Below are 13,153 nucleotides of genomic sequence, written 5' to 3' on the forward strand. Positions count from 1 at the left end.
TTTGAAAGGATGTTTTTATGTTCAAATCTAAAAAAGTTATTTTCACAAGTTTGACTGCTTTATCGATTGGTCTAGCTAGTGTAAGTGCACCAACTTTTGCCAATGAAACTGGGTTAAAAGGAAACCAAAACACTTCTATCCATTCAAAAAGCACATCTACTCAAACTCAACAGTCAGCAACACATCAAACATCGAACACTACAACACAATCCAGCAAAAATCAAAATTCTCAACACCCTCAGTTTAAACGACAACCAGAAGCTGATTCTGTAAGTGGTAAAACAAATGATAAGCACAAAAAATGGGCTAAAAATTTAACTGGAGAAAAATTCACTACCATCGCGCATAGAGGTGCAAGTGGATATGCCCCTGAACATACATTTCAATCCTATGATAAAAGCCATAACGAATTAGGCGCGTCATACATAGAAATTGATTTACAGCGAACAAAGGACGGTCATTTGGTCGCCATGCACGATGAGACTGTAGACCGTACCACTAATGGTCATGGTCGAGTAGATCATTATACTTTGAAACAATTGAAAAAGTTAGATGCCGGAAGTTGGTTTAACAAAGCACATCCTGAATATGCGAATAAAAAATATAAAAATGCAAAAGTACCTACATTAGATGAAATTTTAAATAGATATGGTAAAAATGCGAACTACTATATTGAAACAAAATCACCTAATGTTTATCCAGGTATGGAGAAACAATTACTTAATACTTTAAATCAACATGGTATGCTTTCTAATCATTCATTAAAAAATGGTCACGTGATGTTGCAGTCATTTTCTGGAGATAGCTTACAAAAGTTACATCAAATGAACTCACATGTCCCACTCATCAGATTGATGAATAAATTTGAATTATTAAATGCCTCAGAACAAGATTTAAAAGCAATTAAGTCTTATGCGATTGGCGTAGGTCCAGAATATACAGATTTAAATATTAAAAACTCTCGACACCTTAAAGATTTAGGATTCTTAGTGCACCCTTATACAGTTAACGACGTAAATGATATGAGACGATTAAATCAGTATGGCGTCGATGGTGTCTTCACAAATTATGCGGATCAATATAAAGCAGTTTCAAAAACACAACAATAATGAATATAAAAAAAGACTTTGTGATTAGCTTGAATTGCTTCACAAAGTCTTTTTATAATTGATTCTTATTATGCCCAACCGCGGTAACGTGCAGCTTCTGCCGTACGCTTAATACCAACAATATAAGCAGCAAGTCTCATATCAATTTTTCTATTTTGAGATAATTCATAAATTGTATCGAATGCAGTAACTAATTTATCACGTAATTTTTCATTTACTTCTTCTTCTGTCCAATAATAACCTTGGTTATTTTGAACCCATTCAAAGTAAGAAACTGTTACACCGCCAGCACTTGCAAGTACGTCAGGTACAAGTAAAATGCCACGCTCAGTTAAAATACGTGTTGCTTCAGGCGTCGTTGGTCCATTTGCCGCTTCAACGACAATGTCAGCTTTAATATCATGCGCATTATCTTCTGTAATTTGGTTAGAGATCGCAGCTGGCACTAAAATATCACAATCTAATTCAAATAATTCTTGGTTAGAAATTGTATCTTCAAATAAGTTTGTTACTGTACCGAAGCTATCGCGACGATCTAATAAGTAATCTATATCTAAACCATTAGGGTCATGTAATGCACCATAAGCGTCACTAATGCCAACAACTTTGGCACCTAAGTCATATAAAAATTTAGCTAAGAAACTACCAGCATTACCAAAACCTTGAATCACTACTTTAGCATCTTTAACATTCATACCTCTACGTTTAGCCGCTTGCTCAATTGCGATAACAACACCTAATGCTGTTGAACGGTCGCGTCCTTGAGAACCACCTAATACGATAGGTTTACCTGTGATGAATCCTGGTGAGTTGAATTTATCAAGTGCACTGTACTCATCCATCATCCATGCCATAATTTGTGAATTAGTAAATACATCAGGTGCTGGAATATCTTTATTTGGTCCAACGAATTGAGAAATAGCTCTTACATAACCACGAGATAAACGTTCAACCTCATGAATACTCATTTGACGTGGGTCACAAACGATACCACCCTTACCGCCACCATATGGTAAGTCAACAATACCGCATTTTAAAGTCATCCACATAGATAATGCTTTAACATCTTCTTCATCAACTTCCGGATGGAAACGTACCCCACCTTTAGTAGGACCGACAGCGTCATTGTGTTGCGCACGGTAACCAGTAAATGTTTTAACGGTACCATCATCCATACGCACTGGAATGCGAACTTGTAAAAATCTTAATGGTTCTTTAATAAGATCGTACATTCCGTCGTCAAATCCCAATTTGTGTAATGCCTCTTTAATAATTCCTTGTGTGGAAGTCACTAAATTATTATTCTCAGTCATGATCCTATTCGCCTCTTTTTTAACTAATGATTTCGCTTTCAAATGTTATTGTAACACAAGTATACGCTTTTTAAAGAGTTTACAAAGCGAATGTTACAACTTTTTGAACTTATTCAAACACACTTTTAATCTTCTCTATCGCTAAGTCTAATTCCTCTTTAGTAATTACTAATGGTGGTGCAAATCTAATCACCGTATCATGTGTTTCTTTACACAATAAACCTTTTTCTTTCAAAGCTTCACAGTATGGTCTAGCATTTTCATGAAGTTCAATACCAATGAATAAACCTCGACCACGAACTTCTTTAATAGAAGGATGTTCAATTTTTTGTAATTCAGATTTGAAATACTCCCCTAATTCTAATGAACGACCTGGTAAATCTTCATCAACAATGACATCTAATGCTGCAATTGAAACGGCACATGCGAGTGGATTTCCACCAAATGTTGAGCCATGAGACCCAGGTGTAAACACATCTAGTACCTCATTATCAGCTAAGACAACTGAAATAGGAAGTACGCCACCGCCCAATGCTTTACCTAGTATATAAACGTCTGGTTTAACATTGTCCCAATCTGTAGCGAATAATTTACCTGAACGGCCTAACCCTGCTTGAATCTCATCTGCAATAAATAAAATATTATGCGCATCACATAATTCTCTAATTGCCTTAAGATAGCCTTCTGGTGGTACATTAATGCCTGCTTCACCTTGAATAGGCTCTACCAAGACAGCAGCAGTGTTCTCATTAATCGCTGCTTTAAGTTTATCTACATCACCAAAATCAACTTTACGGAAGCCATCCAATAATGGGCCATAGCCACGTTGGTATTCCGCTTCAGATGACAATGATACAGGCGCCATTGTACGTCCATGGAAATTACCATTAAACGCAATAATCTCTGCTTTGTTAGGTTCAATGCCCTTAACATCGTATGCCCAACGTCGTGCAGCTTTAAGTGCAGTTTCAACTGCTTCAGCCCCTGTATTCATCGGAAGTGCTTTATCTTTGCCTGCTAATTTACAAATTTTTTCATACCATAAACCCAAGTTATCACTGTGAAATGCACGCGATACTAATGTGACTTTATCTGCTTGATCTTTCAATGCTTGTATAATTTTCGGATGACGATGCCCTTGATTCACCGCCGAATAAGCTGAAAGCATGTCCATATATTGATTGCCTTCTGGGTCTTTAACCCATACACCCTCTGCTTCTGAAATAACAATTGGAAGTGGTACGTAGTTCTGTGCCCCATAGTGGTTTGTTAATTCAATAATTTCTTCAGATTTAGTCATAATATCTCCCCTTTGTTTTAAAATAATGAAAACGTATTACCAATATCATAACTTATTTCTTACGGCTCTCATACTTATTTTTGATTGAAAATGAAAATCCAACAAACACTGTGTCAAAGGCATTCTTCACAACAATATTTTAGAGTTAGAAAAAGTATATTTTATTTATGAAAGCCCTTACAAGTATAATGACACAACTCTGTTACAATTTACAAGCAAAACTTTCTATAATTTCACAATTTTTAAAATACAGTTTGCAATATTTTGGTATAAAAAATAATCCAAGCCCTACATGTTAAAAGTAGAACTTGGATTAAACTTATTTCCTATTTGTCTTTACGTGGTAATGGATAAAATCCTTCATTGAATTGTTGCCATAAATTTGGTGGTAGATGATGCTTATCTTCTCTATTAGGATCGAATTCGTTAATAATTTCATCTTCACGACCGTCTTTAATTTTACCAACGAAGTCATAGTCAAGTAAGATTTCTCGTCCTAATGCAACTAATTCTACACCCACGTCATTGACAGCATGTAACGCATCATCAGGTGTAAATACTGAACCTATACCCACAAGCGGCATACGACCATTAATCCAATGATGGATAAGTTTAAGACGATTTTCTCCTTTATATTTACCTTCACGTGTTTCAGAATCAATATCCATGATGGATACATGAATATAATCTAGTGGTTCATTAGCGATTTGGTTAATTAATTGTTCAGTGATTTCCATTGAAATGCCTGGTGATTCAACTTCTTCTGGTGATAATCTATAGCCGATAATAAAATCATCAGAAGCGTATTCTTTCTTAGCTTTAACAACTTCATTAATTACAGCCATTGGGAATTTGAGGTTATCAGCCCATACATCGTTTCTTCTATTATAATAAGGAGAAACAAACTGATGAATAAGATAGTGGTTAGCACCATGAATTTCCACACCATCAAACCCTGCTTCAATTACTCTACGTGTAGCTTCACCAAAATCTTTAATAGTTTGTTCGATTTCATCTGATGTCATTTCACGTGCATCATGAGCTTCTTCTTGTCCAAAACTTTTAAGTGTCATAGGACTTGGAGCTACAACATCACCTTGAGGTGTTAAGTTAGGTAGTGATTGTGCGCCACCATGATGAATTTGAACGAGCGCTTTAGCACCATTTTTCTTCATTGCTTGTGCAAGTGTTTTTAATCCTTCTATATCTGAATCATGCGCAACTGATGGCTGTCCTGGAAAAGCTTTTCCTACATCGTTAATATTACTTGCTGCATTGATAGCTAAACCGACATCTTTAGAGCGCTTCTCAATATAAGGTACTTCCACATCAGAAATCGTACCATCATCATTTGATGAAATATGGGTTAACGGAGCTAAAACAAATCGATTTCGTAACTCTACGCCATTTGGTAAAACGACTGGTTCGAATAAAGGTTCATATTTACTATTCATGTTATTGATACTCTCCTTATTTTAATGCTGTCATGAATATATCATGTAAGTTTCATACAACCCTAATTATTTGCTTGCACGTGCATATAAAACTAGCCAATACAAAAAGATGAGTTACAATAGCATACTTCCTATTGTTAAGCCCCTTTGTCGCGGGCATGACATGAGAGAAATACGGAAATATCATTTCGTAAAATGATTTTCGTTATCTCCCCATCTCCCTAAATATAAGAAAAAACGATAACCTTCACGAGATAATGTCGTAAAGATTATCGTTATTATGTGATTACTTGCCCTTCGCAAGCTTCATCACATATGGCACGAATGTACAGTCATTCAGTCATTACGAATCGCACGTTTTGACTGTTTGATCCAGACCGGTAAGCGTTCTTCAAGTGTTTGAAACCCATACTTTTCCGTCTCTCTTATTTCATCTAAGACTGACTGCTTTTCTTTTTTACGTTCATAATTTTTAAAGTAATCATTATCCTTTAAAGACAAGTTCAGTTTACCTTCTTCATCGATTGATAAAATTTTAGCTTTAACAACTTGCCCTTCAGATAGAAATTTCTTCAAGTTATGGACATAATCATCCATGATTTCAGAGATATGGATAAGTCCTTCAGTATGGTCAGGGGTCTCAACAAATGCGCCATACGGTTGAATACCAGTCACACGTACCTTGATATGTTGACCTACTTTGTAGTGATTATTCAACGTGATAACCCCTTATTTCGATTTTTCTTAACACACATATCATAGCATAAATCATTTTTTTGGACTAACTAAAACGATAATAAATTTCAATTATTCTAAAAATTATTGTGCGAAACGTAATGCTACCCTACTCGACTTCTAAGATTAACCAAAATAAAAAAGCTTTAAGTCGCATGGTTTGTATCGACACATTACAACTTAAAGCTCAAACGTTTATCTTTTAAATTTATTCTTCAACATCAATTGATTCGATAACCACGTCATAAACTGGTTTATCTTGTGCACCAACTTTTGTATTCGCAATATCTTCTAAAGTAGATTCACCATCAATTAATTGACCAAATACAGTATGTTTTTGATCTAACCAAGGTGTACCGCCCTTTTCACCATAAGCTTCCACAATTGGTTGTGGCCAGCCACCGTCAAGTAATTGATTTAACATATTTTCAGGAACTTCTTTCATTTGAACGACAAAGAATTGAGAACCATTTGTATTAGGTCCAGCGTTTGCCATAGAAAGTGCCCCATATAAATTGAATGCTTCTAATGAAAATTCGTCTTCGAAAGCACCACCATAGATACTTTCACCGCCCATACCTGTAGCTGTTGGGTCACCACCTTGAACCATGAAATCATTGATTACTCTGTGGAATGTCACACCATCATAGTATCCATTTTTAGAATGTGTAACAAAATTTTCAACTGTTTTAGGTGCAATGTCTGGGAATAACTTAAATGTCATGTCACCTTTGTTCGTATGCATGACAACTTTAATTTCATTATCTTGAATCTCTTTATTTAACTGAGGATAGTTCGTCATTTAAATTCTCCATTCGTGTTATGATATATGCATATATTAACACATTTGAAAGGTAGGAATATAGCATGTTATATCGATTTGCTTACAAGACAGGAAGCTACGGTGTGAGTATTAAAGAAGATGATGGGGATCAAGTCTTAGTCCAAGTGGAACAAGTGATTAAACATCCTAAACAAGGTGATTTGCACAATCCAAATGAAACTGAAGGTGTCTTCTTCCATGAACGCAAAGCACTAAGTCACTTCGAAAAACGTTACGCCAAACGTTCACAACTGAGAGAATTCAACGTTGAAGAAATGAACTATGAAGATTCACTTCAACAAGCCATTACAAATTTAGAACACCAATTAGAAGAAGACGATTCTGAACATGCACGTCTATCACTTAAAAATTTAAACGCGCTTAAAGAAGATTATTCAATTCAATATAAAAGAAAATTCACTTAAAAATCATATTAAAATAACATCAATAGACATGAATTTATAAAAATTTTTACCCAAATTTTGACGTGTTTCTTCTTATTTAACAGTCCTTTAAAATCAATGCCTATAAGCGTTGACGAGGTTTTTCAGAAGAAGTTCATTCATGTATAATGTTATTCATAAATATATTTTAAAGGAGGACAACATAGTGAGTTGGTTACATATTGCGGTACTCCTACCGTTAATATTTGCACTCATTATTCCTATCCTATATCGATTCGTTAAACGTATACACTTAGGATGGTTTGTATTACCTGTCCCAATTGTCTTATTTATTTATTTTATTTCTTTAATTTCAATAACAATGTCAGGTAATACCGTAATGAAAACCTTAAATTGGATGCCACATTTTGGAATGAACTTCAATTTGTATGTGGACGGTCTCGGACTGTTGTTTAGTTTACTCATCACAGGTATAGGTAGCTTAGTTGTTTTATATTCTATTGGCTATTTAAGTAAATCTGAGCAACTCGGGAATTTTTATTGTTATTTATTACTATTTATGGGCGCAATGTTAGGAGTTGTACTCTCTGATAACTTAATTATTTTATATCTATTTTGGGAGTTAACTTCATTTTCTAGCTTTTTACTTATTTCATTTTGGAGAGAGAAGAAAGCTTCTATATATGGTGCGCAAAAGTCACTTATCTTAACAGTGTTAGGTGGACTTAGTTTATTAGGAGGTATCATCCTCTTATCTTTAGCTGCAGATACATTCAGCATTCAAACAATGATTGAAAAAGCGAGCGAGATTCAAAACAGTCCATACTTTATCTTAGCAATGGTACTTGTTATGATTGGCGCATTTACAAAATCGGCTCAAGTCCCATTTTACATATGGTTACCTGATGCAATGGAAGCACCTACCCCAGTAAGTGCCTACTTACACTCTGCGACAATGGTTAAAGCAGGTCTTTATTTAGTAGCAAGAATAACACCTATCTTTGCAATCTCTGAAGGTTGGGTGTGGACCATCACTTTAGTAGGACTAATCACACTATTTTGGGCATCGCTGAATGCAACGAAACAACAGGATTTAAAAGGAATCCTAGCGTTTTCAACTGTGTCTCAACTCGGTATGATTATGTCAATGTTAGGTATTGGTGCTGTGAGTTACCATTATCAAGGTGCTGATAGTCAGCTGTATGTTGCAGGTTTTGTCGCTGCAATTTTCCATTTAATTAATCATGCTACATTTAAAGGTGCATTGTTTATGATTACTGGTGGTGTAGATCACGCTACAGGTACTCGTAACGTTAAGAAATTAGGTGGATTACTTACAATCATGCCAATTTCATTCACGATGACTATCATCACCGCATTAAGTATGGCTGGTGTGCCACCATTTAATGGTTTCTTATCTAAAGAGAAGTTTTTAGAGGCTATGATTGACGTTACTCATGCAGATTTAATGAGCTTAAACACATTAGGTATTATTTTCCCAATTATTGCGATAGTAGGAAGTATATTTACCTTTGTTTATTCTATTAAATTTATTATGCATATATTCTTTGGGAAATATAAACCTGACAGTTTACCGAAATCTGCACATGAATCATCGATGTTAATGCTTTTATCTCCAATTATTTTAACTATATTAGTGGTGGTATTTGGACTTTTCCCAAGCATATTAACTCAATCAATTATTGAACCTGCAACACAAGCAGTAAGTCAAACAACTGGAATCACTGCTGAATTCCATCTTTTCCATGGAATTACGCCGGCATTTATCTCTACTTTAGTCATCTATGTGGTCGGTATTTTACTTATTCTTACGTTTAGTTATTGGGTTCGGTTACTCGAAGCACAACCTAATCAACTTAAGTTTAACTATTGGTATGACACGACAGGTCGTGTAGTTCCAGGCTATTCTGAAAATATGACAAATAGCTATGTTACAGGTTTTTCTAGAAATAATTTAGTCATTATTTTTGGCATCTTAATACTACTTACATTCGTAACCTTATTAAGTGTGCCATTTCACATTACCTTTAAAGATGTAAGTCAGCTTCGTATATTTGAAGGTGGCATCGTGATATTCTTACTTATTGCCTCATTCTTGATTATATTTGCGAAATCACGCTTATTTAGCATTATTATGTTGAGTGCAGTCGGTTATGCAATATCTGTATTATTTATATTCTTTAAAGCACCGGATTTAGCCTTAACTCAGTTTGTAGTTGAGTCTATCTCAACAGCTTTATTCTTATTATGCTTTTATCATTTACCTAACCTTAACCGCTACAATGAAAAGCCTGCATTTAAAGTTACGAATGCTTTGATTTCTATTGGCGTAGGTTTAGTAGTCATTATTTTAGGTTTAATCGGTTATGGAAATAGACATTTTGGTTCTATCACGAAGTATTATCAAGATCATGTTTACGATTTAGCACACGGCAAAAATATGGTGAACGTTATTCTTGTTGACTTCCGTGGCATGGATACATTATTCGAATCATCTGTCTTAGGTATCGCCGGTTTAGGTGTATATACAATGATTAAGTTACGCCTTAAACAGAAAAATCAATCAAGCGAGGTGACTGACCATGAATAGACAAAAGAATAACTTAATGTTTCAATACGCAGCTATCGTCATTTTCTTCATGGTCATCATCTTTGGATTCTCACTATTTCTAGCTGGGCACTATACACCCGGAGGAGGATTCGTCGGAGGTTTATTATTTGCGAGTGCACTTTTAGTCATTACAATCGCTTTCGATGTTAAAACAATGCGTAAAGTCTTCCCGTTAGATTTTAAAATTCTAATAGGTGTAGGTTTGTTATTCTGCGTAGGCACACCGATTGCCAGTTGGTTCATGTCAAAAAACTTTTTCACACATGTCACTTTTGACATTCCGTTACCCCTTCTTGAACCTATGCATATGACGACTGCGATGTTCTTCGACTTTGGGGTACTTTGTGCAGTAGTAGGAACTGTAATGACAATTATTATTTCGATTGGAGAGAACGAATAGTGGAAATTATCATGATATTTGTTAGTGGTATTCTCACAGCAATTAGTGTCTATCTCGTTTTGTCTAAAAGTTTGATACGAATTATTATGGGGACTACGCTACTAACACACGCTGCAAATTTATTTTTAATTACTATGGGCGGTTTGAAACATGGTACGGTTCCTATCTATGAAAAAGGAACTCCGAGCTATGTCGATCCTATCCCACAAGCACTAATTTTAACTGCTATCGTTATCGCATTTGCTACAACAGCATTTTTCTTAGTTCTTGCCTTTAGAACTTATAAAGAACTAGGTACAGATAACGTTGAACGTATGAAAGGAGCGCCGGAAGATGACAGAGAGTAACTTGCTCGTTTTAACCCTTGTGATACCTATTCTAACTGCAATTTTACTCATCTTTATTGGAAAGCGCCCGATAATCAAGCGTTATGTTGCACTGATTGGTTCAGCACTCACACTCATTGTGGCGATCATTAATTTAAGAAATGTATTACACGATGGTCCTTTGAAAGTAGAATTAGGTTCATGGAAAGCACCTTACAGCATTGTGTTTGTATTAGATGTGTTTAGTGCTTTACTTATCATCACAAGTATTATTATTACGATTTTAATTATTTTATATTCATATCGTTCCATTGGTATAGATCGAGAACGCTATTACTATTACTTTTCTATCATGTTTATGTTAATCGGTATTATCGGTGCATTTACGACTGGTGATATCTTTAACATGTTTGTATTCTTTGAAGTCTTTTTAATGTCTTCATATTGTTTATTAGTTATCGGTACCACGAAAATCCAACTCCAAGAAACAATCAAATATATATTAGTGAATGTCGTATCGTCATCATTCTTTGTTATGGGTGTCGCGGTACTTTATTCAGTAGTTGGTACTTTAAACTTAGCACATATTAGTGAAAGATTATCTAATCTATCTGTTCACGATAGTGGTCTCGTCAATATCGTCTTTATCTTATTTATTTTCGTCTTTGCCACTAAAGCTGGTGTATTCCCTATGTATGTATGGTTACCAGGTGCGTATTATGCCCCACCTGTTGCTATTATTACATTCTTTGGTGCACTACTTACCAAAGTGGGTGTATACGCCATTGCAAGAACATTGAGTTTATTCTTCAATAGTACGGTTAGCTTTTCACACTATGTGATTCTTTTCTTAGCGTTAATGACAATCATTTTCGGATGTGTAGGCGCAATAGCCTATTACGATACGAAGAAGATTATTCTTTACAATATTATGATAGCGGTTGGCGTTATCTTAGTTGGCGTTGCCATGATGAACGAGGCAGGAATGATGGGCGCAATATACTATACGATTCACGATATGTTAGTTAAAGCTTCACTGTTCTTACTCATCGGAGTGATGTATAAGATTACGAAATCGACCGATTTACGCAAGTTTGGTGGTTTAATTCAAGGATATCCTATTTTAGGATGGACATTCTTTATCGCTGTATTGAGTCTTGCTGGTATACCACCGTTAAGTGGTTTTTACGGGAAATTTTATATTGTTCAGGCAACATTTGAAAAGGGATTCTACCTAAGCGGCATCATAGTCCTCCTATCTAGCTTAATTGTTCTATATTCAGTGATTCGAATCTTCCTTAAAGGCTTCTTCGGCGAGGCAAGAGGCTATGATACAACGCAGAAAGTGAAAGTCAAATACCTGACTACAATTGCAGTAGTATCGACAGTAATTACAGTCCTATTCGGATTATCGGCAGATGTACTGTTCCCTATCATTAAAGATGGCGCTGAAACATTTACTGATCCAAATATTTATATTCATAGCGTTTTAGGAGGTAAATAATATGGCCGCACAATTTATCGTAAACTTATTAGTCGCAATGATTTGGTTATTCGTTACAGACAGTTACACGTTAAATAACTTTGTATTGGGCTTCATCTTTGGCCTTGTTCTTGTCTACCTCCTACATCGTGTCATGCCAGGTCGATTCTACTTGGTAAGAGTGTATCGCATCATTATGTTAGTGCTCACATTTTTAAGTGAATTGATTAAGGCTAATTTTGATGTCCTGAAAATTATTTTAAAACCAAGTATTACGAATAAGCCAGGATTCTTCGTGTATGAAACAGACCTCAAGACAGATTGGCAAATCGTATTACTTTCAAATCTCATTACATTAACTCCAGGGACGGTAGTATTAGGTATCAGTGATGATCGCAAGAAAATCTATATCCATGCGATTGATTTTAGTACTAAGGAAGAAGAAGTAGAAAGTATCAAATCATCTCTAGAAAAGGTAGTAAGAAAGGTGGGTGAAAAATAATGACACATAATATATTTATCATAATTGCACTCATTATTGTCGTATTATCAATGTTAGCAATGCTCGTACGTGTCATTATAGGCCCTTCTTTAGCCGATCGTGTAGTTGCACTAGATGCGATTGGACTACAATTGATGGCAGTCATTGCCTTATTTAGTATTTTACTAAATATTAAATATATGATTGTAGTTATTTTAATGGTAGGTATACTCGCCTTTTTAGGGACGGCAGTCTTTTCTAAATTTATGGATGAAGGTAAGGTGATAAAGCATGATAGCAACGATCGTCACTAGTATTGCAATAATCTTTGTCGTACTAGGTGCTTTAATAAGTGCCTTTGCAGCCATAGGTTTATTACGATTAAAAGATGTATATTCTAGAGCACATGCTGCTGGTAAAGCGGCCACACTTGGTGCCATGTTCTTACTCTTCGGTTCTTTCTTATATTTCATTGGTACTGAAGGTTATGTCAATATGCAATTAATTATTGGAATTATCTTTGTCTTTATCACCGGTCCCCTTTCAAGTCATATGATTATGAAAGCAGCTTATAATATTCAAACACCTTATAGTAAAGAAACAAAAGTAGATGAAATAAAAGACGATATGAAGGATACGAAATTGTAGAATTCATGCGATATGGGGAGAGGGACAGAAATATAATTTAGCAAA

General features: G+C 35.2%; 14 protein-coding genes. 9 read left to right on the forward strand and 5 right to left on the reverse strand.

Features of this window, described 5'->3' with window-relative positions; all coding sequences use genetic code 11:
- Positions 1-17 precede the first annotated feature (17 nt).
- Positions 18-1,109, forward strand: coding sequence for a glycerophosphodiester phosphodiesterase (locus HMPREF2580_RS08770; protein WP_070832088.1), 1,092 nt, complete (start codon positions 18-20; stop codon positions 1,107-1,109).
- A 68-nt stretch (positions 1,110-1,177) separates the two neighbouring features.
- Here HMPREF2580_RS08770 and HMPREF2580_RS08775 read toward each other — a convergent pair whose 3' ends face one another.
- From HMPREF2580_RS08775 to HMPREF2580_RS08795, 5 genes are all read right to left on the reverse strand, one after another.
- Positions 1,178-2,422: a Glu/Leu/Phe/Val family dehydrogenase gene (locus HMPREF2580_RS08775; RefSeq protein ID WP_002441801.1), complete on the reverse strand. Its 1,245-nt coding sequence runs from the start codon at positions 2,420-2,422 to the stop codon at positions 1,178-1,180.
- Positions 2,423-2,531: 109 nt separating this feature from the next.
- Complete coding sequence (locus tag HMPREF2580_RS08780) at positions 2,532-3,722, reverse strand: ornithine--oxo-acid transaminase (RefSeq protein WP_070832092.1); 1,191 nt, start codon at positions 3,720-3,722, stop codon at positions 2,532-2,534.
- Between the two features lie 326 nt (positions 3,723-4,048).
- Positions 4,049-5,176, reverse strand: coding sequence for an NADH-dependent flavin oxidoreductase (locus HMPREF2580_RS08785; RefSeq protein ID WP_070832095.1), 1,128 nt, complete (start codon positions 5,174-5,176; stop codon positions 4,049-4,051).
- Positions 5,177-5,512: 336 nt separating this feature from the next.
- The gene (gene ygs / locus HMPREF2580_RS08790; RefSeq protein ID WP_002441796.1) at positions 5,513-5,893 is read right to left on the reverse strand and encodes a S1 domain-containing post-transcriptional regulator Ygs; all 381 of its coding nucleotides are present in this window, start codon (positions 5,891-5,893) and stop codon (positions 5,513-5,515) included.
- Positions 5,894-6,119: 226 nt separating this feature from the next.
- Complete coding sequence (locus HMPREF2580_RS08795; protein ID WP_070832098.1) at positions 6,120-6,713, reverse strand: peptidylprolyl isomerase; 594 nt, start codon at positions 6,711-6,713, stop codon at positions 6,120-6,122.
- Positions 6,714-6,778: 65 nt separating this feature from the next.
- Here HMPREF2580_RS08795 and HMPREF2580_RS08800 point away from each other — a divergent pair, with 65 nt between their 5' ends.
- The 8 genes from HMPREF2580_RS08800 to mnhG1 all read left to right on the forward strand — a co-directional run bounded on the left by HMPREF2580_RS08800 (position 6,779) and on the right by mnhG1 (position 13,108).
- Positions 6,779-7,159, forward strand: a complete 381-nt coding sequence (locus HMPREF2580_RS08800) for a kinase-associated lipoprotein B (RefSeq protein ID WP_070832101.1) — start codon at positions 6,779-6,781, stop codon at positions 7,157-7,159.
- A gap of 184 nt (positions 7,160-7,343) precedes the next feature.
- A complete protein-coding gene (locus HMPREF2580_RS08805; protein ID WP_070832104.1) occupies positions 7,344-9,749 on the forward strand; it encodes a Na+/H+ antiporter subunit A in 2,406 nt (801 codons plus the stop codon).
- The gene (gene mnhB1, locus HMPREF2580_RS08810) at positions 9,742-10,170 is read left to right on the forward strand and encodes a Na+/H+ antiporter Mnh1 subunit B (protein WP_070832107.1); all 429 of its coding nucleotides are present in this window, start codon (positions 9,742-9,744) and stop codon (positions 10,168-10,170) included. Before HMPREF2580_RS08805 ends, mnhB1 begins: the two co-directional genes overlap by 8 nt.
- Positions 10,170-10,517, forward strand: coding sequence for a Na+/H+ antiporter Mnh1 subunit C (gene mnhC1, locus HMPREF2580_RS08815; protein ID WP_044466322.1), 348 nt, complete (start codon positions 10,170-10,172; stop codon positions 10,515-10,517). Before mnhB1 ends, mnhC1 begins: the two co-directional genes overlap by 1 nt.
- A complete protein-coding gene (gene mnhD1 / locus HMPREF2580_RS08820; protein WP_070832111.1) occupies positions 10,504-12,000 on the forward strand; it encodes a Na+/H+ antiporter Mnh1 subunit D in 1,497 nt (498 codons plus the stop codon). Before mnhC1 ends, mnhD1 begins: the two co-directional genes overlap by 14 nt.
- 1 nt (position 12,001) lies before the next feature.
- Complete coding sequence (gene mnhE1 / locus HMPREF2580_RS08825; protein WP_002441780.1) at positions 12,002-12,481, forward strand: Na+/H+ antiporter Mnh1 subunit E; 480 nt, start codon at positions 12,002-12,004, stop codon at positions 12,479-12,481.
- Positions 12,481-12,774 carry a Na+/H+ antiporter Mnh1 subunit F gene (gene mnhF1, locus HMPREF2580_RS08830; protein ID WP_070832114.1) on the forward strand — a complete coding sequence of 98 codons (294 nt, stop codon included), beginning with the start codon at positions 12,481-12,483 and terminating at the stop codon, positions 12,772-12,774. The genes mnhE1 and mnhF1 overlap by 1 nt, the downstream gene beginning before the upstream one ends.
- Positions 12,752-13,108 (forward strand): Na+/H+ antiporter Mnh1 subunit G, encoded by a 357-nt coding sequence (gene mnhG1, locus HMPREF2580_RS08835; protein ID WP_002441776.1) that lies wholly within the window; start codon positions 12,752-12,754, stop codon positions 13,106-13,108. The genes mnhF1 and mnhG1 overlap by 23 nt, the downstream gene beginning before the upstream one ends.
- Positions 13,109-13,153: the final 45 nt, after the last annotated feature.

Origin of the sequence: Staphylococcus sp. HMSC036D05 (genome assembly GCF_001836225.1) — a bacterium.
Taxonomy (GTDB): Bacteria; Bacillota; Bacilli; order Staphylococcales; family Staphylococcaceae; genus Staphylococcus; species Staphylococcus caprae.